The sequence below is a fragment of the Ruegeria sp. BH6 genome (assembly GCF_056538105.1).
Map to the genome: position 1 here is coordinate 122,687 of NZ_JBQFSR010000001.1, position 25,345 is coordinate 148,031.

Annotated in this window: 29 protein-coding genes; 14 read left to right on the top strand and 15 right to left on the bottom strand. The window is 57.1% G+C overall.

Translation table 11 applies throughout. The annotated features are described in order from the left end of the window. Window positions 1-52 precede the first annotated feature (52 nt). Entirely contained in the window at window positions 53-328 is a 276-nt protein-coding gene (locus ACR0B8_RS00595) for a DUF167 domain-containing protein (RefSeq protein ID WP_170360495.1), read from the top strand. Here the strand turns inward: ACR0B8_RS00595 and ACR0B8_RS00600 are convergent. Next, a complete protein-coding gene (locus tag ACR0B8_RS00600) occupies window positions 316-564 on the bottom strand; it encodes a hypothetical protein (protein ID WP_170347880.1) in 249 nt (82 codons plus the stop codon). The two genes, ACR0B8_RS00595 and ACR0B8_RS00600, sit on opposite strands and share 13 nt — an antisense overlap. 122 nt (window positions 565-686) lie before the next feature. Between ACR0B8_RS00600 and ACR0B8_RS00605 the strand changes: the two genes are divergently transcribed. The 4 genes from ACR0B8_RS00605 to ACR0B8_RS00620 all read left to right on the top strand — a co-directional run bounded on the left by ACR0B8_RS00605 (window position 687) and on the right by ACR0B8_RS00620 (window position 2,459). Next, entirely contained in the window at window positions 687-1,394 is a 708-nt protein-coding gene (locus ACR0B8_RS00605; protein ID WP_226688759.1) for a M48 family metallopeptidase, read from the top strand. Further along, entirely contained in the window at window positions 1,391-1,759 is a 369-nt protein-coding gene (locus ACR0B8_RS00610) for a YigZ family protein (RefSeq protein WP_170409006.1), read from the top strand. Before ACR0B8_RS00605 ends, ACR0B8_RS00610 begins: the two co-directional genes overlap by 4 nt. 69 nt (window positions 1,760-1,828) lie before the next feature. Next, window positions 1,829-2,080, top strand: coding sequence for a DUF6455 family protein (locus tag ACR0B8_RS00615; RefSeq protein WP_170374306.1), 252 nt, complete (start codon window positions 1,829-1,831; stop codon window positions 2,078-2,080). Between the two features lie 118 nt (window positions 2,081-2,198). Beyond that, window positions 2,199-2,459: a DUF6455 family protein gene (locus tag ACR0B8_RS00620; RefSeq protein WP_170347884.1), complete on the top strand. Its 261-nt coding sequence runs from the start codon at window positions 2,199-2,201 to the stop codon at window positions 2,457-2,459. On the opposite strand, the gene ACR0B8_RS00625 is transcribed toward ACR0B8_RS00620, so the two are convergent. Continuing rightward, the gene (locus tag ACR0B8_RS00625; protein WP_170347885.1) at window positions 2,460-2,702 is read right to left on the bottom strand and encodes a CDGSH iron-sulfur domain-containing protein; all 243 of its coding nucleotides are present in this window, start codon (window positions 2,700-2,702) and stop codon (window positions 2,460-2,462) included. A gap of 229 nt (window positions 2,703-2,931) precedes the next feature. Between ACR0B8_RS00625 and ACR0B8_RS00630 the strand changes: the two genes are divergently transcribed. Continuing rightward, entirely contained in the window at window positions 2,932-3,120 is a 189-nt protein-coding gene (locus ACR0B8_RS00630; protein WP_170347886.1) for a hypothetical protein, read from the top strand. Between the two features lie 131 nt (window positions 3,121-3,251). After that, entirely contained in the window at window positions 3,252-3,608 is a 357-nt protein-coding gene (locus tag ACR0B8_RS00635) for a diacylglycerol kinase (RefSeq protein WP_480657950.1), read from the top strand. A gap of 508 nt (window positions 3,609-4,116) precedes the next feature. Here the strand turns inward: ACR0B8_RS00635 and rimO are convergent. Beyond that, complete coding sequence (rimO, locus tag ACR0B8_RS00640) at window positions 4,117-5,505, bottom strand: 30S ribosomal protein S12 methylthiotransferase RimO (RefSeq protein ID WP_226688757.1); 1,389 nt, start codon at window positions 5,503-5,505, stop codon at window positions 4,117-4,119. Between the two features lie 96 nt (window positions 5,506-5,601). On the opposite strand from rimO, the gene ACR0B8_RS00645 reads away from it, so the two are divergent. Further along, window positions 5,602-7,560: an AsmA family protein gene (locus tag ACR0B8_RS00645; RefSeq protein ID WP_480657948.1), complete on the top strand. Its 1,959-nt coding sequence runs from the start codon at window positions 5,602-5,604 to the stop codon at window positions 7,558-7,560. A gap of 33 nt (window positions 7,561-7,593) precedes the next feature. Here ACR0B8_RS00645 and ACR0B8_RS00650 read toward each other — a convergent pair whose 3' ends face one another. From ACR0B8_RS00650 to ACR0B8_RS00665, 4 genes are read right to left on the bottom strand one after another with little or no spacing between them, the layout of a single operon-like run. Further along, a complete protein-coding gene (locus ACR0B8_RS00650) occupies window positions 7,594-9,090 on the bottom strand; it encodes a phosphomannomutase/phosphoglucomutase (RefSeq protein ID WP_480657946.1) in 1,497 nt (498 codons plus the stop codon). Between the two features lie 14 nt (window positions 9,091-9,104). Beyond that, window positions 9,105-9,938, bottom strand: coding sequence for a 3-deoxy-8-phosphooctulonate synthase (gene kdsA, locus ACR0B8_RS00655; protein ID WP_170360482.1), 834 nt, complete (start codon window positions 9,936-9,938; stop codon window positions 9,105-9,107). A 5-nt stretch (window positions 9,939-9,943) separates the two neighbouring features. Further along, window positions 9,944-11,518, bottom strand: coding sequence for a KpsE/RkpR family capsule polysaccharide export protein (locus ACR0B8_RS00660; protein ID WP_480657944.1), 1,575 nt, complete (start codon window positions 11,516-11,518; stop codon window positions 9,944-9,946). Next, a complete protein-coding gene (locus ACR0B8_RS00665) occupies window positions 11,496-12,155 on the bottom strand; it encodes an ABC transporter ATP-binding protein (protein WP_480657942.1) in 660 nt (219 codons plus the stop codon). Before ACR0B8_RS00665 ends, ACR0B8_RS00660 begins: the two co-directional genes overlap by 23 nt. Window positions 12,156-12,388: 233 nt before the next feature. On the opposite strand from ACR0B8_RS00665, the gene ACR0B8_RS00670 reads away from it, so the two are divergent. After that, window positions 12,389-12,976 carry a uracil-DNA glycosylase family protein gene (locus ACR0B8_RS00670; RefSeq protein ID WP_480657940.1) on the top strand — a complete coding sequence of 196 codons (588 nt, stop codon included), beginning with the start codon at window positions 12,389-12,391 and terminating at the stop codon, window positions 12,974-12,976. Then, a complete protein-coding gene (locus tag ACR0B8_RS00675) occupies window positions 12,969-13,757 on the top strand; it encodes an SseB family protein (protein ID WP_170577328.1) in 789 nt (262 codons plus the stop codon). The genes ACR0B8_RS00670 and ACR0B8_RS00675 overlap by 8 nt, the downstream gene beginning before the upstream one ends. Before the next feature lie 46 nt (window positions 13,758-13,803). On the opposite strand, the gene yghU is transcribed toward ACR0B8_RS00675, so the two are convergent. After that, on the bottom strand, window positions 13,804-14,682 hold the full coding sequence (gene yghU, locus ACR0B8_RS00680; protein WP_170547978.1) for a glutathione-dependent disulfide-bond oxidoreductase: 879 nt from the start codon (window positions 14,680-14,682) through the stop codon (window positions 13,804-13,806). A 231-nt stretch (window positions 14,683-14,913) separates the two neighbouring features. On the opposite strand from yghU, the gene ACR0B8_RS00685 reads away from it, so the two are divergent. Next, a complete protein-coding gene (locus ACR0B8_RS00685; RefSeq protein ID WP_170504590.1) occupies window positions 14,914-15,432 on the top strand; it encodes a YHS domain-containing (seleno)protein in 519 nt (172 codons plus the stop codon). A 52-nt stretch (window positions 15,433-15,484) separates the two neighbouring features. On the opposite strand, the gene ACR0B8_RS00690 is transcribed toward ACR0B8_RS00685, so the two are convergent. Beyond that, complete coding sequence (locus tag ACR0B8_RS00690) at window positions 15,485-16,132, bottom strand: DnaJ domain-containing protein (protein WP_170360655.1); 648 nt, start codon at window positions 16,130-16,132, stop codon at window positions 15,485-15,487. A gap of 205 nt (window positions 16,133-16,337) precedes the next feature. Further along, window positions 16,338-17,204, bottom strand: a complete 867-nt coding sequence (gene metF / locus ACR0B8_RS00695; RefSeq protein ID WP_170360473.1) for a methylenetetrahydrofolate reductase [NAD(P)H] — start codon at window positions 17,202-17,204, stop codon at window positions 16,338-16,340. 94 nt (window positions 17,205-17,298) lie between these two features. On the opposite strand from metF, the gene ACR0B8_RS00700 reads away from it, so the two are divergent. Next, window positions 17,299-18,204, top strand: a complete 906-nt coding sequence (locus ACR0B8_RS00700; RefSeq protein ID WP_170349338.1) for a LysR family transcriptional regulator — start codon at window positions 17,299-17,301, stop codon at window positions 18,202-18,204. A gap of 96 nt (window positions 18,205-18,300) precedes the next feature. Further along, window positions 18,301-19,086 carry an inositol monophosphatase family protein gene (locus ACR0B8_RS00705; RefSeq protein WP_170347901.1) on the top strand — a complete coding sequence of 262 codons (786 nt, stop codon included), beginning with the start codon at window positions 18,301-18,303 and terminating at the stop codon, window positions 19,084-19,086. A 71-nt stretch (window positions 19,087-19,157) separates the two neighbouring features. Here the strand turns inward: ACR0B8_RS00705 and bhcD are convergent, their stop codons facing one another. The 4 genes from bhcD to bhcA all read right to left on the bottom strand — a co-directional run bounded on the left by bhcD (window position 19,158) and on the right by bhcA (window position 23,577). Next, entirely contained in the window at window positions 19,158-20,147 is a 990-nt protein-coding gene (bhcD, locus tag ACR0B8_RS00710; protein WP_226688753.1) for an iminosuccinate reductase BhcD, read from the bottom strand. Between the two features lie 77 nt (window positions 20,148-20,224). Continuing rightward, window positions 20,225-21,388: a 3-hydroxy-D-aspartate aldolase BhcC gene (gene bhcC / locus ACR0B8_RS00715; protein ID WP_170374326.1), complete on the bottom strand. Its 1,164-nt coding sequence runs from the start codon at window positions 21,386-21,388 to the stop codon at window positions 20,225-20,227. A 12-nt stretch (window positions 21,389-21,400) separates the two neighbouring features. Continuing rightward, window positions 21,401-22,375 (bottom strand): beta-hydroxyaspartate dehydratase BhcB, encoded by a 975-nt coding sequence (gene bhcB, locus ACR0B8_RS00720; RefSeq protein ID WP_170424820.1) that lies wholly within the window; start codon window positions 22,373-22,375, stop codon window positions 21,401-21,403. 11 nt (window positions 22,376-22,386) lie between these two features. Continuing rightward, window positions 22,387-23,577 carry an L-aspartate--glyoxylate aminotransferase BhcA gene (gene bhcA, locus ACR0B8_RS00725; protein WP_170360466.1) on the bottom strand — a complete coding sequence of 397 codons (1,191 nt, stop codon included), beginning with the start codon at window positions 23,575-23,577 and terminating at the stop codon, window positions 22,387-22,389. 185 nt (window positions 23,578-23,762) lie between these two features. On the opposite strand from bhcA, the gene ACR0B8_RS00730 reads away from it, so the two are divergent. Then, a complete protein-coding gene (locus tag ACR0B8_RS00730) occupies window positions 23,763-24,593 on the top strand; it encodes an IclR family transcriptional regulator (RefSeq protein ID WP_170409018.1) in 831 nt (276 codons plus the stop codon). Window positions 24,594-24,596: 3 nt separating this feature from the next. On the opposite strand, the gene ACR0B8_RS00735 is transcribed toward ACR0B8_RS00730, so the two are convergent. Further along, window positions 24,597-25,340 carry a rhomboid family intramembrane serine protease gene (locus ACR0B8_RS00735; RefSeq protein ID WP_170395499.1) on the bottom strand — a complete coding sequence of 248 codons (744 nt, stop codon included), beginning with the start codon at window positions 25,338-25,340 and terminating at the stop codon, window positions 24,597-24,599. Window positions 25,341-25,345: the final 5 nt, after the last annotated feature.

Here is a 25,345-nt window from a genome sequence, read left to right on the forward strand (position 1 = left end):
TTTCATTCTCCGGTGCCCCATGCAAGGGTGTTTACAGGCAAGAGGTGAAAAGATGGCCAGGCCGAAACTGCGCGACATACCCGACCTAAGCGCCCATGCCGTCCCTGGCACGGCGGTTCCGGTTCGGGTCACGCCGAAAGCCGCAAAGGACAGCATCACGATAGACAAGGGCGTAATCCGCATTACGGTCACTGTGCCGCCCGAAAACGGCAAGGCCAACGAAGCTGTGCGCCGGATACTGGCCACGGCCATGCAGGTGGCCCCTTCGACGCTGACCCTAAAACAAGGGCAGACTGCGCGGGACAAGCTGTTTGTCTATGCGCCTTGACTGGGTCGTTCGTGAATTTGATACACCCCTTCCGGCAAATCCAGCGCAGCGGCCAGATCTCGGACTTGCTCAGGAGACAGAGTTATTTTCTGTATCTTGTCTGTGCGTGGGTCCAGCTGCTCAAGCGTCACACATTCGGCGAAGCTGTTGATGACGACATCCTCTTGCAAAGGTTTGGGGCCTTCGTCCACCAGAGTAATGACTGTCGAGTCGAATTCATGCTCAATCGAAAACATATAGGCAGAGTGCAGGGAGCAAGGCGGCAATGCAACCCGTTCCCGTGCAATCCGACGGTGGCGGTCCCCCAGGTGTCGCGCTATGGTTTTTCAAACGGGATCACCGTTTCAAAGGAATATAAATGCGCCGTCTGATCTATTTGCTGTTTCCTCTGGTGCTGACGGCCTGCAGTGCGGGTGTTCTGCGTGTGCAACCGGCAAATGAATGGTCGCTGGATTCGAGTGAATTTCAGGTCGACGCCGCCGCGTTTCGGAAAATCAGCCGTCAGGTCGGCGACGAAGCCCGCGCCGAATGTCTGCGCCAGGCCAAGGTAGAAAATTGCGATTTCACGATATTGGTCGACCTGAACCCGCGCGCACCGGCAAATGCCTTTCAGACTCTGGATGATGACAATCAGCCGGTAATCATATTCACGCGTTCGATGATCCAATCTGCGAAGAATCCTGATGAACTGGCGTTTGTCATGGGGCACGAGGCAGCGCATCATGTTTTGGGGCACATCGCCCGGCAGTCGAAAAACGCCCAGGAAAGTGCCGCGATCTTCAGCGAATTGGGTAAGCTGCATGGCGAGGAAGGCAAAGACCTTGAACGCACGCAGAAATTGGGGGCCGAATTGGGTGTGCAGGTGAACGTGAAAGCGTTCGAGCTTGAGGCGGACCAACTGGGCACGATCATCACCCATAAGGCGGGATACAACCCTTTAATTGGCGCCAAATATTTTGATCGCCTTCCCGATCCGGGGGATCAGTTTCTGGGAACGCACCCCCCAAATACCGACCGAGTTCAGATCGTTCTTGAAACCGCAAGACAATTGGGTTTGACGCAATGACCGCTTTGACACGGCTGGGCGTGATCCTGACGGACCGGGGGTCGAAATACGCGGTAACAGGCGCAGCCGTTGGCACGCGGGCCGATGTTGATGCAGTCTTGCAAGAGCTCAAGTCAGACAAGGCTTATGCCAAAGCCACGCACAACACCTGGGCGGCCATTTTGCCGACCGGGGCGTTGAAGGCCGATGACGGGGAAAGCGGTGCGGGCATGGTGATTCTAAGGATGCTTGAACGGGCCGGGTTGGACAGTCATGTGGTCATCGTCACCCGCTGGTACGGCGGAAAAAAGCTGGGTGGGGATCGATTTAGGCGCGTGCAGGACGCGACCCGAGCCTATCTGGATCATATCGGCGCCGGGCCTTGATGTGAGTCAAAGGCCCAAGCGCAGGGCTGAGATATCCTGCTGCGGACAGATGGCAGGAAAGGACCTCTCATGCCCGATCAAGAAGTCTTGAAATTCCATGCAGGTCTTGTGGATCAGATGGCTACGAAACTTGGTGTGGATCTGCAGCAATCCGCGATTGAAGGTGATGTTTCGATCGATCAGCTTTCCGATGCTGTTCTGAGGTGTACGGGCTGTGCAAATCCCAATCATTGCCAGAGCTTCCTACAGCAGCCCGCGCAGGCGGGCCAAACGCCGGAATACTGCCGCAATCAGGAAATGCTCCGAAAACTGCAGCCTTAACGACAGGAAGGTTTCATGCCGCATTAGAGTGGTCACCGGACGCGATAGGTGACCAACAGACTAGCAGAAACCAACACCGGTTTGCTGTGTTGAAAACATGATCAAAGCAGGAAAACTGATGGCGCGAAATTCTTTGGGGGATGTCGAAAAACACTTTTGGCTAACCCGTTCGGTGGCGCGATGTATGAAAATCTCGTTGACCGAAGCAATGGCAGAGAAACGGCTGACACCGGATCGCTATGCCGAACTGGTAACACGCTGCCGGGCATCGCAGTGCAGCAACCAATGTGCCATCTGGTTGTCTGAACAACAATCCGAGGCCCACACCGCACCCGAATTCTGTGCCAACGCTGATCTGTTGAACGCGTTGAAGACCTGATTACAGTTTGGAATGCGACCCGTCACACAGCGGAGGATTCCCGCTGTGTTTGCAGCCACAGAAAAAGACTTTTTTGCTGCTGTCCGCCGTGTACTTTACCGGTTCGAACCCGGTGTCTTTGTGCGATCCATCGCAAAACGGCTGCCGCTTGGATCGGCCGCATGCACACCAGAAATAGCTTTTCCCTTCGATCACTTCGACCGGGAAGGGACCTTTTTGCGCGATGGTGGGGCTGTCAGACATGTGGCTACTCCGTCTTTTGCTGATGTCACTCTACCAGTGTAGAGCGATACGCGAAAATCGGTAGCCTATGCTCATAAATCCGCTGTTTCTGAGGGGGTTACCGGCGTTGTTTCGCCTTTCTTCACGATCGCGTGATCGAATTCGTTGCAAATATGCCATTCAAGTCGTATTGTGAGACCGGCCCCGGATTCTTGGGCAATATCAGGAAATTAATAGAGGAATGACGGACATGAAACTCAAATTTGCTGCCGTTGGTGCATTTGCCCTTGTTTTGGCTGCTTGCTCGCAGCAGGAAGAACCGGCGCCGGTTTATATCACGCCTGAGTACGACAAATTCGGCACACCTAGCTGCCCGGCAGGAACTGAGCTGGCCACGACAGAAGCAGGCCAGACCGTCTGTAATCCGGTCGCACAATAACTATTCCGCGGGTGGCCCGATTTTAAGGCTGCCCGCACATTCTCGACAAAAAACCGCCCTCGGGGCGGTTTTTTCTTGCCCTCCATAAATCAATGCGGCTTCAGTTCCGTACACCGAAAAGTTGAAGGCTGATGAAAAACCTTCTTACACATCTCAAGGATCGAACGCGTTGGAGCTGGCAAGGGCTGGTCGCAACCTGGCGTGAAGAGTATTCGTTCCGCGCCTGGGTTTGGGCAAATCTGGTCTCGGCTGCTTTGGCCGTTTGGTTGCCGCTCGGTGAAGGGGTACGCGCCCTGATCCTGATTTTTGGCCTGCTTGTTTTGGTGGCCGAGCTGTTCAATACCGCGATTGAGCGCGCTGTCGATCACACCTCGACCGATCACAATAAACTGGCGGGGCAGGCCAAGGACGCCGCCAGTGCTGCTGTTGCGTTAACGGCTTTGGCGGCGGGATTGGCTTGGGTCATCGGGCTTCTAAGCCTGTTCTGAAGCCATCAATACCACCGCCGTTTTGTACCATAGCGATATCCCCGGTTTTGAATTCCGTAACTCCGTGGAAGGTAATAAGGCGAGGCATGTTTGTTGCTGAACGCTTGCCTTGACCGGTGGTGTCGTTTGACCGGTTTGACGTAATGAACCTTGGGTTTGCTCTTGTGGTGGTACACTTTCGGCTTGGTTTGATGTTTGTGTTTGCTGGACCGATGATAAACTTTAGATGCGCCATAGTATCGCTGCACATGGTGTTTGCTGCGCAGGTGCAGGCTCAGCGGTTCGGACCCAATAATTATGAAACCGCCCGCGCGGACGTTGTCCGCAACAGCGGGAACGGCATAAAGTTGGGCAGCAAGTATAACCGTTATGCATTTCAGGCCAAAGGGGCGTAGGCAGGACATTGGAACTTCCTTCCTATAAGGCGGTATGTCCCGTCATAATCCACGAGTCTGGCGCAAAACGCCAATAAACTTGCCTCACGCTTTGCCCAACTGGGGTGACCGGATCAGGTCAGCTTGCCCCAAAGGTCATATTCGCCAGCCTCATCGACCTCGACCGAGACGATGTCGCCAGGGTTGAGGGTTTCAAACCCTTCGTCGATAAACAGATTCCCATCGATCTCGGGCGCGTCGGATTTGGTGCGGCAAGTGGCGGCTTCGCCATCGACCTCGTCCACGATCACCTCGATGGTCTGGCCGACCTTTGCGGCCAGCTTTGCCTCGGAGATCGCCTGTGCCTTCTCCATGAACCGTTCCCAGCGCTCTTGTTTGATCTCGGCCGGAACATGGTCGGGCAGATCGTTCGAGCGTGCGCCATCCACGTTTTCGTATTGGAAGCATCCCACACGATCCAATTGCGCCTCATCCATCCAGTCCAAAAGCGTCTGGAACTCAGCCTCGGTCTCGCCGGGATAGCCGACGATAAAGGTCGAGCGCAAGGTGATATCGGGGCAGGTCGCGCGCCATGCTGCGATCTCGTCCAGTGTTTTCGCCGCTGCCGCCGGGCGGGCCATGCGTTTCAGAACGTCCGGGTGGGCATGTTGGAACGGAATGTCTAGATAGGGCAGGATGTTGCACCCGGCATCGGCCATCAGGGGGATCAGCTCGCGCACATGCGGGTAGGGGTAGACATAGTGTAGACGAACCCAGGCATCCAGCTGCCCCAGCTCACGCGCCAGATCGGTAATGTGGCTGCGCACCTCACGGTCCTTCCACGGGTTCACATCGTATTTCCGGTCCAGCCCATAGGCCGAGGTATCCTGCGAGATCACCAGCAATTCGCGCACGCCATTGTCGACCAGCTTTTCGGCCTCACGCAATATGGCGTGGGCGGGACGACTGGCCAGTTTCCCGCGCATGTCTGGGATGATGCAAAATTTGCACTTGTGGTTACAGCCCTCGGATATCTTGAGATAGCTGTAATGGCGCGGGGTCAACTGCACGCTGGCGGCGGGCAGTAGATCAACGAATGGATCAGGATCGGGGGGAACTGCTGAATGCACCGCATCCAGCACCTGTTCGTATTGATGCGGCCCGGTCACGGCCATGATGCGCGGGTGGTGTTCACGGATATAGTCGGGTTCGGCCCCCAGGCAGCCGGTCACAATGACCTTGCCGTTTTCTACCAAAGCCTCGCCAATGGCGTCCAGAGACTCAGCCTTGGCGCTGTCAAGGAACCCGCAAGTGTTCACGATTACGGCATCGGCCCCGGAATAATCTGGCGAAATGCCGTACCCTTCTGCACGAAGACGGGTCAAAATCCGCTCGCTATCGACCAAGGCCTTGGGGCAGCCCAGCGACACCATACCAATGGTTGGTTGGTTGGTACGTGGCGTATCAGGCATCCGGGCGGCGGGCGCCAGGTCAGGGCGGAGGTTTGGTGGGTTCGTGCTCATGGCGCGGCATATAGTGGGGAACGCTTCCTCTTGCAAATACGGGCTGGGCTTTGGATGATCTTTTCAACGCATGCCAAATAAGCGGAGAGCAGAAAAATGAAGTGGCTGGTGCGCATACTCTTCTTATTCGCGGCCGCAATCGGGTTGGTCATCGGCGCCTTATTGCTGATGCCGGGGGATAAGCTGGCGGCGATTCTAGCGGAACAAGTCAAAAGCGAAACGGGGCGCGACCTGACATTGTCAGGGGATGTGAACCTGTCGTTCTGGCCCGTTCTGGGGATGGAGACCGGCCCTGTCACGTTTGGCAACGCACCCTGGGCCGGGTCCGAACCGATGCTCAGCGCCGAAAGCCTTGCCGTCGGCGTGGATGCTTCGGCGTTGCTGAACGGGGATTTACGGATAAGGCGGGTTGTCGCGGATAATCCGGTTTTGAGGCTCGAGTTATCCGATGGACGCGGCAATTGGGAATTAAGCGCTCCGGTTGCCTCGCAGGCGACGACCGGAAGCAATACCAGCGCGTCATCTGCATCGCCGCAAGGTGCCGTGACGCTGGACCGTCTGGAACTGACCAATGCACAGTTGGTTTACATCGAAAACGGCACAACAAAATTCAACTTCTCAAACGTTGATCTGTCGGCCAGTTGGCCGGGGCCGACCTCGCCCATGGTCTTGGAGGCGCGGATGGCAGTGCCAGGCGGCCACGTGAAAGTTGACCTCGAAATACCGGACCTGCCGACCTTTGCGTCCGGCGCTGTCGCACCTTTGAAATTGGCTCTGACCGCGCCGGGCGGCGAAGTTGGGTTCGATGGCCGCGTCAACCTTGCTGGAGAAATGGACGGCGCGCTTGCGGTCAAAACCAGGAACACCGAGGAAATGCTGGCCGCTTTTGGACAGGCGGGTGTCGGGGTGCCGCTGGGATTGGGCCGCAAGGCCGATGTGTCTGGGCAGATGACCTATACCAGCGAGGGCCGTATCTCACTGCGCAACATGGTGGCGCAGTTGGACCACAACCGCTTTACCGGAGAAACGGATATCGAGATTTCGGATCCGCCGAAAATCACCGCGCGGCTCAAGAGTGGTGATATTGACCTGTCACGTTTCAATGACGCGCCGGCATCGAGCGGGGGTGGGTCGGGAACGGCGTCCTCGCCTGACAGTGGGTGGTCCAAGGCCCCGATTGATGCCTCAGCCCTGTCGCTGGCCAATGGAGAAATACGCCTGACGACCTCGTCCATTGTCCTGCCCGACCTAGAACTGGGAGCCAGCGACCTGACGCTGATACTCGACCGGTCCCGTGCTGTGTTGCAGATGAACCCGGCCACTTTGTTCTCGGGTCAGGTGAACGGGCAGGTGGTGGCCAACAATCGCAATGGCCTGTCAGTCGGCGGTAAGCTGAAGGCGAAAAACATGAACGTTCAACAAGCCCTGTCCACCCTCGCGGGGATTGAGCGTTTTACGGGTACAGGAACGGGTGAGTTTGAATTTCTAGGCGTCGGGCAGACCGAAGACCAGATCATGCGATCCCTCAGTGGCACGGGCAATCTGAATGTGGGGCAGGGCGTGATTTCGGGTTTTGATCTGGATCGCCTGATGGGGCGCGGCAAAGGTTCGGGTGGGACAACCGTGTTCAACAGCCTGACAGCCAGTTTTACCATTGATCAGGGTGTGCTGACCAATAGCGACCTGCTGATGTCACTGGACAATTTCCGTGCAGATGGGACGGGCAAGGTCAATATCGGCGCGCGCAGGATCGATTATCTGTTTACCCCAACCGCGCTGCGGGCCAACTCGGGGCAGGGTTTGTCGGTGCCAGTGCGGATTGTCGGGCCGTGGAGCGACCCTTCGATCAAACCCGATTTGTCCAAAGTGATCGAGGCGGCCGCCGAAGGTCAGCTAAAAGACCTTGAGGACGACGCCAAGCAAAAGGTTCTGGACAAAGTGGGTGATGAACTGGGTACGGCAGTGACTGACAGTGAAAGTGTCGAGGATGCTTTGAAAAATAAGCTGGAAGAAGAGGCCAAGAAAGGCTTGTTCAAACTGTTGGGCGGAAATTAAAGGGCGGGGCGCCTTAGGCGCCCCAATCCCAAATCAGATGGTTTGGTCGTAATCGCCAACGCCGGGCTCAGTCCGGATGACGGTGTCGATATCGGCAAATATGGCGCGCATTTCTTCTTCGCTTTCGCTGCTTTCACAGACCACAACCAGGTTTGGCGTGTTCGAAGACGCCCGCACCAGCCCCCAGCTGCCATTGTCCAGAATAACGCGGGCGCCATTGACGGTGACGACCTCTTTGACCGCGCGGCCTGCCAGGGTTTCACCCGCATCGGCCTTGGCAACCAGCTTGTCCACCAACCGTTTGAGAATGTCGTATTTCTCGGTATCAGAGGCATAGGGCGACATGGTCGGCGTCGACCAGGTTTTTGGCAACGCCTTGCGCAGGTCCGACATGCTTTTGTCCGGGTTGCGATCCATCAGTTTGCAGATCTCGACCGCGACCCGCATGCCGCAGTCATAGCCGCGCCCGATCGGCTCTGCCAGGAAGTAGTGGCCCGATTTCTCGAACCCTGCCAGAGCATTGATTTCTTTAACCCGGCGCTTCATGTGGCTATGGCCGGTTTTCCAGTAATCGGCTTTGACGCCGTGGGCCTGCAACTCGGGGTCGCTGGCAAACAGCCCGGTTGATTTGACGTCCGCCACAAAGGTCGCATTGGGGTACAGCTTGGCCAGATCGCGGGCCATGATCACGCCGACCTTGTCGGCGAAAATCTCTTCACCCTCGTCATCGACAACACCGCAGCGATCTCCGTCACCGTCAAATCCCAGCGCCATGTCGGCGCCGCTGGATTTCACGGTGTTGGCCATGTCGTGCAACATCTCCATGGCTTCGGGATTAGGGTTGTAGTTGGGGAAGGTGTAGTCCAGCCGGTTGTGGCTGGGCACGACCTCGACCCCCATCCGTTCGAAAATCTCGGGCGCAAAGGCTGACGCTGTACCATTACCCGTCGCACAGACAACTTTCAGCGGCCGGGACATTTTGAAGTCACCAACCAGGTCGTCGATATAAGCCTCTTTCACGCCGTCCACGAATTCGTACGAACCCCCTTCGTGGGGGACGCCTTGTCCATTCAGAACGATGTCGCGCAATTCCGACATCTCGTCCGGGCCGTGGGTCAACGGGCGTTCAAAGCCCATCTTTACGCCGGTCCAGCCGTTCGGGTTGTGGCTGGCGGTGACCATGGCCACGGCAGGGACATCCAGATGGAACTGGGCGAAATAGGCCATAGGGCTCAGTGCCGGGCCGATATCCTTGACCTGAATTCCAGCCTGCATCAGGCCCAGGATCAACGCATTCTTGATTGCCAGCGAATAGTCGCGATAGTCGTTGCCGACCGCGATCACAGGCGCGATTCCACGCTTGCGCATCTGAGTGCCCAAACCCAGCCCCAGCGCCGTCATGCCCGGCAGGTTGATCTCTTCGGGGTATTTCCAACGGGCGTCATATTCGCGAAACCCGGTGGGTTTGATCATCGGGTCGCGCAGAAAACTCCAGGTGTTCGGAGTCACCTCGGGGATGGGTTTGGTCATACTATCGCTCTTGCTTAAATCTGAATCGGGTTGGCCTTGGCCAATGCATCAAAGCGCATCAATGTGTCAATCAATTGAGGCATTTGATCCAGATAGATCATGTTGGGGCCATCACAGGGGGCGTTGTCCGGATCTTGGTGTGTTTCCATGAATACACCGGCTACACCAACGGCAACAGCCGAGCGTGCCATAACGGGCGCAAATTCGCGCTGACCACCGGATGCACCACCCAATCCACCGGGCTGAGCCACAGTGTGGGTGGCGTCCATTATCACCGGGTACCCGGTGCGAGCCATTTCCGGCAGAGATTGCATGTCCACCACGAGGCGGTTGTAGCCAAAGCTGACACCGCGTTCCGTCAGCATGATGTTGTGATTGTCGGTGCTTTCGATCTTGGCCGCGACGTTCTGCATGTCCCAAGGGGCCAGGAACTGACCTTTTTTGACGTTGACCACCGCGCCTGTTGCGCCTGCGGATTTTAGAAGGGCGGTTTGACGGCAAAGGAACGCGGGGATTTGCAGGATGTCACACACCTCGGCAACGGACGCGCATTGTTCTTTCTCATGCACATCCGTAGTGACTGGCACGCCAATGCTGTCCTTTACCGATTGCAGCACTGCCAAACCTTTGTCGAGGCCCAGTGCAGGAGCTGCGTTTACAGAGGTGCGGTTGGCCTTGTCGAACGAGCCTTTAAACACATACTGAGCACCGGCGGCGTCGCAGGCCTCTTTCATTTTGCCAGCGATCATCTGGGCGTGATCGGCGGTTTCAAGTTGGCAGGGGCCGGCAATGATCGTCAGAGGCAGATCATTACCGACCGTGAGATCGGAGATTTTTACATGTTTCATGTGTCTTACGAGGATACCTGTTCACGAAGGACCGACGCGGTAAGCGAGATCATCAGGTAGATACCAGCAAACAATAGGAAAGCCAAAATCGTATTTTCAAACTTGCGCGGATAGCTGGGTTCCTCACTGGCGACCGGGTTCACTGAAACCGTCAGATAACGCACTTTGCGGTTGGCTTCGGTTCGTGTGGTTTCCATCTGTTCCATTGCGGTTTGCAGCATCAAATCACGAGCCACAAGGTCGGCCTGGGCCATCTGAATTCGCACGCTTAAACGCGCCAGCGAGTTTTCGCCTGCTGACGCGTCCAGCATTTCGGCGTTCAGTTCTGCCAGGGCAACTTCAAGTCGTTGAATGTCCGCACGGACACCATCCACTTTGGCTTGGTTCGGGCGCAAGTTGTCCAAAAGTGCGGCCAGCTGCAGTTCTTTTTCCTGCAACTCGATTTCGATTACGTTGATCCGTTCGCGCAGGCCAAGGAGGACGTTTTCTGGGTCCAAAACCGCCCCCTGAAGCTGCAGTTCGATCAGTTCCTCCTGAGCTTTCCGACGTTCGTTCTGAGCCAATTCAAAACCGGCCCGGGCATCGCGCATTTGGTCTTCGCGTTTCAATTCGGTCAGACCGTTGATGGTTTCCTCGGCATAGGACAGTAGAAGATTGGAAAGTTCGACTGAAATCTCGGGGCTTGGTGCCGCAACTTCCATCCGGATGATACCGTCGCTGGGATCGTACCCAATGGTAATCATCCGCTTGTAAAGCTTATAGGTATCCTCAAGAGATGCATCCTGCGGCAGGCGTTGAATCGGATCGATCCAATCCTGCTTGAAGATTTCGGAAAAATTGGTGTCGTTCTCAAGTCGCACCAGCGCGTCTTTGGATTCCAAAAATTCTTGCGTGGCAACGGAATCTTGTGCAGTGGCGAATTGAGTGCCTGCAAGAAACCCACCAAAGGACGCCCCGCCGCCGTCTGCCTGCAAGATTGAAAAGGCGGAATCGCTGGCGTACATCGGTGTTGCGTACCGATAGAAATAGGTGCCCACAATCAGGGTCGGCAGCAGTACAAAGGCTGCCAGACGCGCAAACAGCGCAAACAGCTTACGTTTGCGGCGGCGTGCGATGTCCTTCTGAATTTCACCGATTTCAAGATTTCGCCGCTCGGCTGGCGTTAGCTCCGGACCGGTCAGGCCTTGGGAAGAGTCCGAAATCGTCTGCGGCAATTGGATCTTGATCTTGTCCTTTGCCTGATCATTCGAACCTTTTTTTTCGGCTGCCAAATCCAGTAAGTTGGCACGTTCGAACGGATCGATGCCCTTTTTACGCAATAGCCGCACCGCGTCGTAATCCGACGTTGCAGCAAGCCCGTTTTTCTGGGCCAGACGACGTGCCACACGCAGTTGGCGACCGGTTAGCCCTTCGCGCTTGATCGCCTCAATATCGGTCGAGGGAGACGGGTTATTTGCCGCCTCAGACGGTTGCGTCGCTTTTCTGATGCGCGATATCGCGTCGGCCCGTGCGTCTGCGGAATCCGAGCCCTGACGATTGCGGCGCCAGCGATATTTTTTAGCCTTGGGTTTGGTAGTCATATAACTGTCGTGCCTCTTCCAAGGTTTCGAACATGTAAAGCTGACCGTCCAATAGAACGGCCGCCTGCTGTGCAAATTTCTCAAGAACGTCGGGATTGTGGGACACGATCACCAGTGTGGTTGTCCGCAAACGCTCTCGCAGGATGTCACCTGCTTTTCGGTTGAATTCTACATCCGTGGATGAGGGCATGCCCTCATCAATCAGGTACATGTCAAAATCCAGCGCCAGCATCAGTGCAAAGGTAAAGCGAGCCCGCATACCGGATGAATAGGTCCCGATAGGCTGGTTGAAATACTCACCCAGATTGCACAGCCAGCTGCAATACGCCTCGACATAGTCGGGATCCATTCCATAGATTTTGGCGATGTAGCGGGCGTTTTCCAGGGCCGAAAGCTTTTTGACCACACCGCCGGAAAACCCCATCGGGAACGAGATGCGGCAGGATTTGCGGATCACACCTTCATCCGGTTTTTCCAGCCCGGCCATCATGTTGATCAATGTCGTCTTGCCGGTGCCGTTTGGGGCCAATATGCCAATCGACCGGCCCAGTTCGATCTGGAACGAGACCCGATCCAGGATCACCTTGCGGCGGGTCCCGGTCCAAAAGGACTTACTGACATTCTCAAACTCAAGCATTCACGGCCTGCTGCTCGGGCGTTTGTTTGGTACACCGCCCAGGTTGGTAAACCATCGACAAATTTATTGGTCCATGTTGGCTACATTATGTCGAATTGTGAAACAAATGATCAATGCGTACCGTCGCTGTGCTGTTGGTTTTGTGACTTTTGCATCTGTTGGCCTTGGGGTGTCCGTTGACTATCTTTCCTTTCGACCGTCAACCAATTTGATGCAGGAAGTCTTGCGATCTGATGAATTCGCTACAGAAAGAAATTGAGGCCTGCCGTATTTGCGCAGACAGGTTTCAGACCACGTTTACCGCGCATAAGCCGCGTCCGGTGGTCTGGTTTCGGTCTGGTACGCCATTGTTGATCGCAGGGCAGGCACCTGGCGCGCGGGTCCATGCCTCGGGGCGTCCGTTCACCGATCCCTCTGGCGACCGTCTGCGGGACTGGCTGGGGATTGACGAGGCCGTATTCTATGACCGCGCCCGCGTGTCGATCGTTCCGATGGCCTTTTGCTTTCCTGGATATAACGAGCGCAAAGCCGACCTACCACCGCCGCCCATCTGCGGAAAGACATGGCATGACAGGGTGATGGATGAGTTAGGGGAGGTACCGCTGACGGTTCTGGTCGGGGGGCATGCGCACAAATATCACTTGGGTGTACGTACGACCGTGACCGAAACCGTGCGCAACTGGCGAGGCCATGCGCCGCGCGTCTTTCCCTTGCCTCATCCGTCTTGGCGGAATACGGCATGGCTAAAGAAAAACCCGTGGTTCGAAGCTGAACTGCTGCCGGTTCTGCGTGCGCGGGTGCAAGAGGTTCTGAATGACTGACGCCACGGCCCTTGACGCCGCCCATGCCACGATGGAGGCAAATCCGCAGGATGACGCGGCGCGTCTGCGGTTTTTTGAGCGCCTGGCAGACTCTGAGCTGTTTCTGTTGCTGGCCGAAGAAGCGCAGGACGAGAATATCTCGCCCGAGCTGTTCGATGTTGCGGATGGCCGCTTTGTACTGGCCTTTGATCGCCACGACCGTTTGGCCCGATTTGCGGAACGTCCCGTGCCTTACGTCGCGCTGTCGGGGCGGGTGCTGTCGACGATGCTGGCAGGGCAGGGGATCGGGCTGGGTCTGAACCTTGAGGTCGCACCTTCATCCATGCTGATCCCGGCCGAAGCGCTGGGCTGGCTGGCCACCACGTTGGAACATGCACCAGAAGAGGTACAGCAACGTCTGGCAGAGTTCCTGCCGCCAAAGGGCATGCCGGATGATCTGTTGACAGCGCTGGACACGAAACTGGCCACAGCCGTCGGCTTGGCCGAAGCTGCGTTTCTTGTTGGGACCAAGACGGAAGAGGGCGGCATGGGCCACCTTCTTGGTTTTGTCGGCGCGGTTGAGGGGGCTGAGCCCGCACTGGCCAAAGCCGCGTCCGAGGCACTGACCTTTTCCGGGATCGAGGCTGGGGCGATGGATGTTGGTTTTTTTGGCCCGCATGATCCAGCATCAGCGGCACTGGCACGGGTTGGCTTACGGTTCGACTTGCCACAGCCCGAGGCGCGGGTCATCGAACAGGTTACGCCGGGCAGTGATCCGGATAAGCCACCAATCCTGAAATAGGTGGTCAGGCAAGCCCCGCGATCCAACGAACCGCGGGGCGTCGCTACTATTCTGCTGCTGCTTCCAGCTTGTCTTGTGTGCGGGTGTCGAAATCGCTTGCGTCATGGCGTTCGTGCAGCTGCGTATGCGGCTCACCAAACGCACGGTTGACCATGCGGCCACGCTGAACAGCGGGGCGCGCGTCGATCGCCTTGGCCCACCGCATCACATTTTTATAGGACTCGACATCCAGGAACTCGGCGGCGCTGTAGAGGCGGCCCAACACCAGTTGGCCATACCAGGGCCAGATGGCCATATCAGCAATGGTATAGTCTTCGCCTGCAATATAAGCGTTTTCAGCCAGTTGCCGGTCCAGCACGTCCAGCTGCCGTTTGGCCTCCATCGCGAAGCGGTTGATCGGGTATTCCCATTTCTCAGGCGCATAGGCGTAGAAATGGCCAAAACCGCCGCCAAGATAAGGCGCACTGCCCATCTGCCAAAACACCCAGTTCATCACCTCGGTGCGTTCCTGACCCGATTTCGGCAGGAAAGCATCGAACTTTTCGGCCAGATGGAACAGGATGGAGGCGCTTTCGAAAACACGCACAGGCGCATCACCCGAGCGGTCCCAAAGCGCAGGGATTTTTGAGTTCGGATTGGCGTCGACAAAGCCCGAGCTGAATTGGTCCCCCTCGCCGATATTAACCAACCATGCATTGTACTCAGCGCCTTCGTGACCTAGCGCCAGTAGTTCTTCCAGCATCACTGTGACTTTGACGCCGTTTGGGGTGGCCAGTGAATAAAGCTGTAGTGGATGCTTTCCGACCGGCAGGTCCTTGTCGTGGGTCGCCCCGGCAATGGGTCGGTTGATATTGGCAAATCGACCACCGCTTTCGCTGTCCCATGTCCAGACTGCGGGGGGCGTGTATGGGGATTGCTCGCTCATCTGTCGTCTTTCTCAGCTGCGTTCTGGTAAAGTTTATGTCCGTCTCAACAGCTAATGTTGCAAAGCCCCGAGTCCAACCCCGGATGTTGGGGCAGTTTTGTAACATTCGGGATCGGACCTCTCACATTTCTTCATGCGATGTCACAGCGGCGCGAGCAGGACTGCCCATTGGGGCGAAAATATCTATTCTCTCAGCAAGTGCCCAACCCCGAGGACAAAAGGATTTACCACATGAAACGCTTTGCCCTGACTTTCGTGACAGCTTTGGCCTTTGCCGTGCCGGCTTTCGCCGGTGATCAGTATGTAGACGGCACGGGCTTTGCCGTGTCGGGTTACGACGTTGTCGCCTATCGTGGCCTGGATCAGGCGTCGGTTGGCCAAGCCCAGCCCGAGGCCGTGCGTGGCCGTTCTGATATTACAGCGGACTATAACGGTGCCACCTGGGCGTTCTCGACCGAAGAGAACCGCGATAAGTTTCTTGAAAACCCCGCCTATTACGCCCCGGCCTATGATGGGCATTGCGCTTACGGTGTATCGCGTGGTGGCAAGGTTCCGGCGAACCCGAACCTGTGGCGGATTGTCGATGACAAGCTGTACCTGAACATCACTGATGTTGTTGTCGGCTTTTTTGAAGAGGATATCCCCGGCAACATCAATCTGGCCGAAGGCAACTGGCCTGGGATCGAAGGTGATGACGCATCGACTAGCGTTATTCCGAAATTCACCTCGGAAGGTCCGATCGCAAACTAATACGCTACTCACCGAAGCTAAACCCGGTCCACACTAGGCCGGGTTTTTGCTGTTAGCCAGCCAGCCAGAAGTCGTCGCGCATCTGTTGATCCGCGTCGAACTTGATGCGAACGCTTTTCGCGCCGGGAAACTTTCGTTCGGTGATCGTGTCGGGAACCACGACTTCACCGGCCCCTGCATCGTTCGACTGAAAGCTCAGCACTTCGGTTTCCGTCCGCCGGGCCGAGGCAAGAACCGAGGTTGGCAGCGCCACCCGGTTGGACCCCTCACAAACCGGTGTTGGAACAAAATAAGTCAGATGACGGCCATAGAACCCAACGGCTTCGGGGACATGGTCTGCTTCGATTGAGGTCTGAGAATCCGGGTTTGCGCCATCCGGGCTGTGCGCCAGAGCTGTGTTCAGCAACACGCGACAGGCGTCGATATCAGCGCTTTCCAATTCAATGACACGTTTGCGTAGCTTCGGCCGGCGCGGCATGCCGGTGGCACGTCCTTTGACGGTCAGCCCTTCGCGGCGTAAAAAATCATACGCCTCTTTGGCGCGCGCGAAATGTGTGCAATCGCCGTTTCTGTGGTCTGGATGTGCGTGAAATGCGATGTGGCGCCAAGCATCTCGGATATCGTCGGACCCTGCATTCTGGTCCAAGCCCAAAGCTTCGAGCGCGTCAACGCGTGCATTTATCTTTTCAACAGGCTCCATAGCCAAAACACTCATTAAACAAACACTACGAACTCAGTGTGTGGAGGCTCGCGAATTTGTCAAACTTTATCAAAAATTTATCGCTATTTGGGGGACAGTTCGAAAGGGGGCGCGCTATTGTTCACATCCCGCTTGCACTTGTGATCCCACAAAAAAAGCCCGGAGCCTTGGTAGGGTCCGGGCAAAGTAACTAACAGGGATCAAATCAGGCGACGTTTTGCAATTCGGCCTTTGGAGTAATACCCAGTGCAAAACACACGTCGCGCGTCAGTTCAGGCCGATTCAGGGTATAGAAATGCAGCTTGTCCACGCCTTCGTCGATCAGGTCCGAACACAGTTCGGTGCATAGTGCTGTGGCCAGCAGATCCTCTCGATCATCGCGAATCGCCTTTTCAAAGGCGTTTTCGACCCAGTCAGGGATATGCGCACCACAGCGGCGGGCAAAATTGCGGGCACCTTTCCAGTTCTCGATGGGCAGAATGCCGGGCACGATGGGCTTGTCGATCCCGGCTTTTTCGCAGGCATCGCGGAAGCGGAAAAAGGTCTCGGCCTCAAAGAAGAACTGCGTCAGGGCTTCGTCCGCACCGGCATCCAGCTTGGCCTTGAGCCAATCGATATCGGCGGAAAAGTCCTGTGCCTCGGGGTGCTTGTCGGGATAGGCGCCGACGCGGATGCTGAACATTTCGGTTTCAGCCAGGGCTTCGATCAACTCGACCGAGTTTGCGAACCCATCGGGATGCGGCACGAACCGATCCTGACCTTTCGGCGGATCACCCCGCAGGGCGACAATGTCCTGAACACCGGCACGCGCAAAGGCGTCGGCGATTTCCAGAGTTTCCTGGCGAGAAGCATCAACGCAGGTCAAGTGCGCGGCCACAGGAAGGCCGGATGATTTGTGCAGGGTGGCCACGGCATCGCGGGTCAGTTCGCGGGTTGTACCGCCCGCCCCATAGGTGACCGAGACAAAGCGCGGCTCAAGCGGGGCCAGCGTCTGAACCGTATCCCACAGGCGGAATGAGGCCTCGAGCGTTTGCGGCGGGAAAAACTCGAATGAAATTTCTGGTTTCGTCATGGCTGCCTCACTGGTCCTATCTGTGGCCCTTGTGCCAGTTTGTGCATTGTGAGACAAACTCATATTACTCAAGAACAACATGAGCCACACTACAATGCACATCGAATTCCGACACCTGCGTACGATTAAGGCCATCCATGAATGCGGCGGCCTGGCCCGTGCGGCGGATCAGCTGAACATCACGCAATCCGCGCTGAGCCATCAGATCAAGGGGTTGGAGGATCAGGCGGGGGTCGAATTGTTCCTGCGCCGGTCCAAGCCGATGAAACTGTCGGCGGCTGGCTTGCGTCTGTTACGGCTGGCAGAGCAAATTCTGCCGCAACTTGAGGCGACGCAACAGGAATTTTCCTCTCTGCGGGACGGGCGCACGGGGCGGATGCATATCGCCATCGAATGTCACGCCTGTTTCGAATGGCTGTTCCCGGTGCTGGAGTCTTTCCGCAAATCCTGGGGCGATGTAGATGTCGATATCCGCCCGGGTCTGGCCTTTGACGCTTTGCCTGCCCTGCAGAAGGAAGAGGTCGATCTGGTGGTGTCGTCCGACCCTGAGGAGCTGCCGGGTATAGAGTTCATTGAACTGTTTGACTATGACGCGGTCTTTGTCGCGTCGTCCTCGCACCCCTTGGCGCAGAAAGAGTTCATCGAGGCCGAGGATTTCCGAGGGCAAACCCTGATTACATACCCGGTCGAACGCACACGTCTGGATGTGTTCAGCCAATTGCTGATCCCGGCACGCGTTGAACCGGCCGCAATCCGGCAGGTGGAATTGACGGCAGTGATCCTGTTGCTTGTGGCCTCGAACCGGGGCGTTGCTGCGTTGCCTGACTGGGTCGTGCGCGAGGTAAAATACAACTCGGACTATGTCACCCGCCCGCTGACGGAAAACGGAATTACCCGCACATTGTACGCGGCTGTGCGCTCGGAAGACCTGGAAAAACCCTATGTGCAGGAACTGATCGAGCTGGCGGGAACCGAGGCGCGCAAGCTGCAAGAGCAATAGGTAATAAACGCGGGTCTGCTATGCGCATCATTCCTCTTGGCAAGGGCGCGTTGCACCAGTATACGCGCGGTTTGACCGGACAGGAGCCTTTGGACAATGGTTGGCAGTGCAAACCTCAACATCATGATCAAAGCCGCGCGCAAGGCGGGGCGTTCTTTGGTCAAGGATTTTCGTGAAGTCGAGAACCTTCAGGTGTCGATGAAAGGCGCGGGCGACTTTGTCTCCAAGGCCGATATTGCCGCCGAGGCAATCCTGAAAGAAGAACTGCTGGGTGCGCGTCCAACCTATGGCTGGTTGGCCGAAGAGGGCGGCGCAATTGATGGTGAGGACCCAACCCGCCGTTGGATCGTAGACCCGTTGGACGGCACAACCAACTTCCTGCACGGCCTGCCGCACTGGGCGGTGTCGATTGCGCTGGAACACAAGGGCAAGATCGTGGCCGGAGTGATCTATGACGCCGCCAAGGATGAGATGTTCTTTGCCGAAAAAGGTGAAGGCGCATGGATGAACGATACCCGCATCCGTGTCTCGGGCCGTCATCGCATGATCGAGTCCATCTTTTCGACCGGCTTGCCATTCGGGGGCCGCTCGGACCTGCCTGCCACGTTGCAGGATCTGGCCCGGCTGATGCCTGCCTGCGCTGGTGTGCGCCGCTGGGGCGCTGCGGCGCTGGACATGGCCTATGTGGCCGCAGGCCGCTATGAAGGGTTCTGGGAGCGTCGCCTGAACGCCTGGGACGTGGCCGCTGGGATCATCATCGTGAAAGAGGCCGGTGGCTTTGTGCAAGCCCTGAACCCCGAAGGCAACGTGCTTGAGGATGGCGAGGTGATCTGCGCCAATGAGCCGATCTTTGACCAGTTCGCCAAGGTGATCCGGGGCTAAGCTTACTGCATATCCATTAAAAAAAGCGCGCCCTGTTACAGGCGCGCTTTGTCGATTCAAAGAGACTGGATTCAGAGGGTTGCGCGCTGCGCCAGCCCGGCTTCCTCCGCCAGCCGTGCAGCAACAGATGCAACCGCCAGGTCCTGTAGCCCAACACCGGTTCCGTCGAACAAGGTGATTTCATCCGCGCTTGCCCGCCCCGAATGGTCGCCATTGATGACGGCACCGATTGGGGTGATCTGATCTTCGGTCAACGAGCCGTTTGCGATGGCATGCTGAGCTTCGCCAAGGGTGACCGATTGGGCAACTTCGTCGGTGTAAACCGTTGCACTGGCAACCAGCGCGGCGTCGACTTCTTGCTTGCCCACCGTATCGGTGCCCATGCAGGCCAGATGGGTGCCCGGTTTGATCCAGTCTTTCATCAGCAAAGGTTCAAACGCCGACGTGATAGTGATGATGACATCCGCCTGTGCGCCCAGCTCTTCTTGACTAACAGCTTCGAAGTCGAGGCCGATTTCTTTCGCGACCTCACCCAGACGCGGAAGCATCTCGGGGTGGGGGTTCCAGGCAACGACTTTTTCAAAGTCGCGTTGCTCGGCTGCGGCGCGCAGTTGGAAGGCGGATTGATGGCCAGCGCCAACCATGCCCAGAACCTTGGAATCCTTTCGGGCCAGATGGGCGATGGAAACGGCAGACGATGCAGCCGTGCGCACGGCGGTCAGGTAGTTGCCGCCGACCAGTGCAGACAGACGCCCGGTGTCCGGGTCGAACAGGAAGACAGTGGATTGGTGGTTGGTCAACCCTTTGTCCAGATTGCCCGGCCAGTAGCCGCCAGATTTGACACCCAGCACCTGACCGGCCCGGTCAAAGCCGGATTTGAATCCATAAAGCGCATCGGCATAGCCAATCGCTTCACGGATGACCGGAAAGTTGTAAGCATCTCCGCGCGCCATTGCGGCGAACACGTCCTGCACCGCGTCAAACGCGTCGCTGCGGCCAACCAGTTGCTGGCACAGATCTTCTCCGACGATCAGCAAGGGTTTTTCCGACATATCTTTCATGACCTTTTCCTTAGCTTGAGGGCAGGTCCGGGCGGCAGGGAAGGGAAGAACCGCCGCCCGGATCAATGCGGTTCGGCTTAATACGCCTTACCGCGAGCGGATACTGGCCAGAGGGTTTCGACCTTGCCGTTGCGCACCCCAACATACCAATCATGGACGTTGGCGGTGGGATCGCAGTGACCCGGAACCAAGCGCAGTTTGTCGTTCACCTTCAGCGCACCATCGGGATCAGCGACAACACCGTGCTCGTCCGAACACTTGACGTATTCCACATCGGTGCGCCCAAAAATCACCGGCAAGCCACTGTCCACCGACTGCGCCTTGAGGCCTGCATCGACAATGGCCTTGTCGGCCTTGGCGTGGCTCATGACGCTGGTGAGGATGAAGAACGCGTTCTCCCATTCTCCACGGTCGATGCGGTTGCCGTCCTGATCAAGGATACGACCATAATCGGCGTCCATGAAGGCGTAGGAACCGCACTGCAGTTCGTTGTATACGCCCGAAGTGCTTTCAAAATAGTAAGACCCGGTGCCGCCACCGCCGACAATGTCACACTCCAGTCCTTCTGCGGCCAACCCGTCCACTGCGTCTTTGACCTGTGCCACGGCAACGTCGATCTTGGCCTTGCGGTCCTCATAAAGGTCCATGTGCTGCATCGCGCCCTGGTAAGCCTGAATGCCAGAGAACTTCAGCCCCGGAGCCGCGTCGATGGCTTTGGCGATGGCGATTACCTCGGGCGTCGTCGTCACGCCGCAGCGACCTGCGCCGCAGTCAATCTCCACCAGACATTCGATCTGGGTGCCATGGCGTTGTGCCGCCTCGGACAGATCGGCGACATTGTCGATGTCGTCGACACAGCAGATCGTCCGTGCGCCCAGCTTGGGCATGCGCGCAAGGCGGTCGATCTTGGCCGGGTCGCGCACTTGGTTCGAGACCAGAACGTCTTTGATACCGCCGCGGGCAAAGACCTCGGCCTCAGAGACTTTCTGGCAACATACCCCACAGGCCCCGCCCAGCTCGACCTGCAGCTTTGCCACATCGACGGATTTATGCATCTTGCCATGCACCCGGTGACGCATCCCATGGGCCTTGGCATAGTCACCCATCTTTTTAATGTTGCGCTCTAGCGCGTCCAGATCCAGCACCAGACTCGGCGTCTGAATTTCGGCCTCGTCCGTGCCAATCGCGGCAGGAATGTCAAAGCCAACTTCAAGCTGATCAATATTCACAGGCTTGTTCATATTTCTTCCTCCTCAGCCCTTGATCCAGGGCAATTTATCCAAATCCACGTTGCCACCAGTGATGATCACGCCGACGCGTTTGCCCTTGAACACTTCGGGGTGTTTCAGGATGGTGGCCAATGGCACGGCGCTGCTGGGCTCCATCACGACACGCAGGTATTTCCAGGTGATCTTCATCGCCTCGACGATTTCGTCTTCACTGGCGGTTTGAATGTCGGTGACAAAGCGGGACACGAAGTGCCAGGTGTTTTCCTTCAGCGGCACTTTCAGACCGTCGGCGACAGTGATCGGCGCGTCATCCGCGATGATGTGCCCGGCCTTGAAGCTGCGATAGGCGTCGTCGGCTTGTTCCGGTTCGGCGGCGTATATCTTTACCTCGGGGGCCGCGTTCGACAGGGTCAGGCACGTGCCCGAGATCATGCCGCCGCCACCAATGGGTGCGACTACAGCGTCCACACCGTCGGTTTGCTCAAGCAGTTCGGCCGAACAGGTGGCTTGCCCTGCAATTACGCGCGGGTCGTTGTAGGGGTGAACGAACTCACCGCCCGTCCGGCCTTGCACTTCGGCAAACACGGCCTCACGCGAGGTGGTCGAAGGTTCACACTCGGTGATGATCCCGCCATAACGGTGCACCGCGTCTTTCTTGGCTTGCGGTGCCGTGCGCGGCATCACGACGTTACAGGGAATACCCCGCCGTCCGGCTGCATATGACAAACTGAGCGCATGGTTGCCCGAAGAGTGGGTGGCCACGCCGCGCTTTGCAGCGTCGTCATCCAGCCCAAAGACCGCATTGCAGGCCCCGCGCACTTTGAAGGCCCCGGCTTCTTGGAAGTTTTCACATTTAAAGAACAGCTGTGCGCCGGTCAGTTCGTCCAGATAGTCCGAACGCATCACTGGGGTGCGGTTGATATGTGGCCGAATCCGTTCGTGCGCTTCGCGCATGTCGGCCAGCGTCAGGCTTTCAGCTGTGGTGAGTGCGTCCAACATCAAGCTCCTCCTTAAGCTGCGGATTGCATCGGTGTGGCGCTGCCGCTGCGGAAGTACTCCTGCGCTGCTGCAACACCGCTGCCCAACGTGATCGGATAGTCCAGATCAGCCATCGCCATTTCGATCGTGGCCAGACCGGACAGAACCATTACATCCGTCAGGCTGCCCAGATGGCCGATACGGAAGGCTTTGCCGTTCATTTCGCCCAACCCGATGCCAAAGCTTACGCCATAGGCATTAAAGGCGTGATCGGTCAGCGCATTGCTGTCAAAGCCTTCAGGTACGTAAATCGCACTGACGGTATCGGAATACAGGTCGGGCGATTGCGCCACCAACTCCAGCCCCCAGGCGGCAGTTGCCTTGCGGACCCCTTCGGCCAGACGGAAATGGCGGGCATATACGTTGTCCAGCCCTTCCTCGAACAGCATCTTCAGGCTTTCGCGCATACCATAGATCAGCTGCAGCGGTGGGGTATAGGGAAACCCGCCCGACGCATTTGCGTTCATCATGTCGCGGAAATCAAAGAAGGTGCGCGGCAGTTGGGCCGTTTCCATCGCAGCCAGCGCCTTGGGGCTGACACACAGGATCGCCATACCGGTTGCCAGCATGAAGCCCTTTTGCGAACCCGACACCGCGATATCGACGCCCCAGCCATCAAACTCGAACGGCATCGAGGCCAGTGAACTGACGCAATCCACAAACAGCATCGCCGGGTGGTCGCTGGCATCCATTGCCTTGCGCACCGCTCCGATATCCGAGCGTACGCCGGTCGCCGTTTCGTTATGCGTTACCAGAACTGCTTTGATCTTATGCTCTTTGTCTGCGGCAAGAGCTTCGGCAAACTTATCGGCGGGCGCGCCGCTGCCCCAGGGGCATTCGATGATGCGGACATCCAGGCCGTGCCGTTGGCACAGGTCGATCCAGCGATGGCTGAACATGCCATAGCGCGCAACCAGTACGCTGTCGCCGGGGCTGAGAGTATTGGTCACCGATGCCTCCCAGCCGCCTGTTCCGCTGGCCGGGAAGGTGATGATCTTCCCTTCTTTGGTTCCAAACACCTTTTTGGTGTCTTCCAGCACAGGGGCAAAGGTTTCGACAAAATCAGGCGCGCGGTGGTCCTGTGTCTGGACCTGCATCGCTAGGCGCAACCGATCCGGGATATTGGTGGGGCCGGGAATGAATACCGGGTTTTGATTGGACATTTCTAGATCCTCCGATTTGAAGAAGAGTGTTGTAGAAATCGCTCCTTGGTGCAATTTTCTTGAAAAATATTTTCATTTTTGCAATTAAATAAATAATCCATTGAATAAATGTGATTTTCCGTTTTTCATTTTTGAGTTTCAGAAAGCGGGATGAAAAAACTTTGCCGGGCTGAAAGGAGAAATCAGTGACGGACACCCCCAAAAGGCCGCGCGGCAGGCCCAAATCGCTGTTCAAGGAAAGCTCGGCCGGGACCATGCAATCACTGGATCGGGCGCTGGTTGTTCTGACCGCTGTGGCACGAATGGAACGCGCTGCGCTAAGCGATCTTGCGCGCGAAGTGGATGTACCTACAGCCACTACGCACCGCATTCTGGCGACGTTGCAGAAACATGGGTTTGTCGCCTTCGATGACGAGCGGCAGGAATGGATGATCGGGATTGAAGCGTATCGCACCGGCGCTTCGTTCCTGCGTCGAAACAGCGTGATTGAAATCGGGCGACCGATCTTGCGGCGTTTGATGCAAGAAAGTGGCGAAACCGCGAATTTGGCCGTGCCAGACGGGTCCGAAGTGGTTTTTGTCGGACAGGTTGAAACGCCGAACCCGATCCGGGCGTTTTTCCCACCGGGTGCGCGGACGCCGATGTACGCGTCCGGCACTGGCAAAGCGATATTGGCCGCGATGAGCGAGTCTGCGGCCAGCAAAGCATTGGCGGCTGACGCTGTTCGTTTCACCTCACATACGTTGCTGCCGAACGAAGGGTTAGAGGCGGATTTGGCTAAAACCCATGCCCGCGGCTGGTCGCATGATCATGAGGAACGGTACGAAGGCATGTCCTGTATCGGCGCCGCCATCTACAATGACCGGGGCGAACCCTGTGCCGGGATTTCCGTGTCTGGGCCGTCTGTCCGGTTCATTGCCGACCGGGCAACAGAACTGGGTGCGTTGGTTCGGGACGCCGCAGAAGAGATCACGCAGCTCAGCGGCGGTCGACTACCGAAGCCGCCTGAGGACTAGCGCCTATTTTCGCGGGACCCGTGGAATGCGGGATTGGGATAATTTGTATTTGTGTTCGGGGTGGGGCGGGTGGCCATGGGTGCGGCCCCAAAACGCGGGACCACCTCGTTTTAGCCAAAGCGGGAGGCACAGGACCAGGCCGACCAAAAAGCCCCCCGTGTGCGCCCAATAGGCAACTCCACCTTCGTCTGGGTTGCTTGCAAGGCTGCCCATGAATTGAAGGCCCAACCAGATGCCCAGCATGATGAAAGCCGGGATGGTGAAAATCCGAAAATAGACGATCAGAATCAGCAGAACGTCCACGCGCGCTTTGGGGAACAGCAAAAGATAGCCGCCCATCACCCCGGCAATCGCACCCGAGGCTCCAATGGTCGGCACCACCGAATCCGGCGCGGTGGCAACGTGGATCAGGCCTGCGCCGACACCAGCCAGCAAATAGAACAGCAGGAAGGGCAGGTGGCCCATCTCATCCTCAAGATTGTCCCCGAAAATCCAGAGAAACAGCATGTTCCCGGCCAGATGCATCCATCCACCATGCAGAAACATCGACGTCACAAGGGTTTCGAACGCAAATCCATCGGTGATCCGCGCTGGGATGATAGCATAGTCGAAATACAGCCTGTTGATCAGCGGCGCATTATCCATAATCCCCACATAGCTGAAGAAAATCAGGATATTGGCTGCCATCAGTAGGTAAACGACATAGGGCGTGCGCCCCGACGGATTGTGGTCACGGATCGGAAACATGGGGG

What these genes read in the sequence shown, in the direction of transcription:
- ACR0B8_RS00595 (WP_170360495.1), top strand. Translation starts at nt 53, where the DNA reads ATGGCCAGGCCGAAACTGCGCGACATACCCGACCTAAGCGCCCATGCC.
- ACR0B8_RS00600 (WP_170347880.1), bottom strand. Translation starts at nt 564, where the DNA reads ATGTTTTCGATTGAGCATGAATTCGACTCGACAGTCATTACTCTGGTG.
- ACR0B8_RS00605 (WP_226688759.1), top strand. Translation starts at nt 687, where the DNA reads ATGCGCCGTCTGATCTATTTGCTGTTTCCTCTGGTGCTGACGGCCTGC.
- ACR0B8_RS00610 (WP_170409006.1), top strand. Translation starts at nt 1,391, where the DNA reads ATGACCGCTTTGACACGGCTGGGCGTGATCCTGACGGACCGGGGGTCG.
- ACR0B8_RS00615 (WP_170374306.1), top strand. Translation starts at nt 1,829, where the DNA reads ATGCCCGATCAAGAAGTCTTGAAATTCCATGCAGGTCTTGTGGATCAG.
- ACR0B8_RS00620 (WP_170347884.1), top strand. Translation starts at nt 2,199, where the DNA reads ATGGCGCGAAATTCTTTGGGGGATGTCGAAAAACACTTTTGGCTAACC.
- ACR0B8_RS00625 (WP_170347885.1), bottom strand. Translation starts at nt 2,702, where the DNA reads ATGTCTGACAGCCCCACCATCGCGCAAAAAGGTCCCTTCCCGGTCGAA.
- ACR0B8_RS00630 (WP_170347886.1), top strand. Translation starts at nt 2,932, where the DNA reads ATGAAACTCAAATTTGCTGCCGTTGGTGCATTTGCCCTTGTTTTGGCT.
- ACR0B8_RS00635 (WP_480657950.1), top strand. Translation starts at nt 3,252, where the DNA reads ATGAAAAACCTTCTTACACATCTCAAGGATCGAACGCGTTGGAGCTGG.
- rimO (WP_226688757.1), bottom strand. Translation starts at nt 5,505, where the DNA reads ATGAGCACGAACCCACCAAACCTCCGCCCTGACCTGGCGCCCGCCGCC.
- ACR0B8_RS00645 (WP_480657948.1), top strand. Translation starts at nt 5,602, where the DNA reads ATGAAGTGGCTGGTGCGCATACTCTTCTTATTCGCGGCCGCAATCGGG.
- ACR0B8_RS00650 (WP_480657946.1), bottom strand. Translation starts at nt 9,090, where the DNA reads ATGACCAAACCCATCCCCGAGGTGACTCCGAACACCTGGAGTTTTCTG.
- kdsA (WP_170360482.1), bottom strand. Translation starts at nt 9,938, where the DNA reads ATGAAACATGTAAAAATCTCCGATCTCACGGTCGGTAATGATCTGCCT.
- ACR0B8_RS00660 (WP_480657944.1), bottom strand. Translation starts at nt 11,518, where the DNA reads ATGACTACCAAACCCAAGGCTAAAAAATATCGCTGGCGCCGCAATCGT.
- ACR0B8_RS00665 (WP_480657942.1), bottom strand. Translation starts at nt 12,155, where the DNA reads ATGCTTGAGTTTGAGAATGTCAGTAAGTCCTTTTGGACCGGGACCCGC.
- ACR0B8_RS00670 (WP_480657940.1), top strand. Translation starts at nt 12,389, where the DNA reads ATGAATTCGCTACAGAAAGAAATTGAGGCCTGCCGTATTTGCGCAGAC.
- ACR0B8_RS00675 (WP_170577328.1), top strand. Translation starts at nt 12,969, where the DNA reads ATGACTGACGCCACGGCCCTTGACGCCGCCCATGCCACGATGGAGGCA.
- yghU (WP_170547978.1), bottom strand. Translation starts at nt 14,682, where the DNA reads ATGAGCGAGCAATCCCCATACACGCCCCCCGCAGTCTGGACATGGGAC.
- ACR0B8_RS00685 (WP_170504590.1), top strand. Translation starts at nt 14,914, where the DNA reads ATGAAACGCTTTGCCCTGACTTTCGTGACAGCTTTGGCCTTTGCCGTG.
- ACR0B8_RS00690 (WP_170360655.1), bottom strand. Translation starts at nt 16,132, where the DNA reads ATGGAGCCTGTTGAAAAGATAAATGCACGCGTTGACGCGCTCGAAGCT.
- metF (WP_170360473.1), bottom strand. Translation starts at nt 17,204, where the DNA reads ATGACGAAACCAGAAATTTCATTCGAGTTTTTCCCGCCGCAAACGCTC.
- ACR0B8_RS00700 (WP_170349338.1), top strand. Translation starts at nt 17,299, where the DNA reads ATGCACATCGAATTCCGACACCTGCGTACGATTAAGGCCATCCATGAA.
- ACR0B8_RS00705 (WP_170347901.1), top strand. Translation starts at nt 18,301, where the DNA reads ATGGTTGGCAGTGCAAACCTCAACATCATGATCAAAGCCGCGCGCAAG.
- bhcD (WP_226688753.1), bottom strand. Translation starts at nt 20,147, where the DNA reads ATGAAAGATATGTCGGAAAAACCCTTGCTGATCGTCGGAGAAGATCTG.
- bhcC (WP_170374326.1), bottom strand. Translation starts at nt 21,388, where the DNA reads ATGAACAAGCCTGTGAATATTGATCAGCTTGAAGTTGGCTTTGACATT.
- bhcB (WP_170424820.1), bottom strand. Translation starts at nt 22,375, where the DNA reads ATGTTGGACGCACTCACCACAGCTGAAAGCCTGACGCTGGCCGACATG.
- bhcA (WP_170360466.1), bottom strand. Translation starts at nt 23,577, where the DNA reads ATGTCCAATCAAAACCCGGTATTCATTCCCGGCCCCACCAATATCCCG.
- ACR0B8_RS00735 (WP_170395499.1), bottom strand. Translation starts at nt 25,340, where the DNA reads ATGTTTCCGATCCGTGACCACAATCCGTCGGGGCGCACGCCCTATGTC.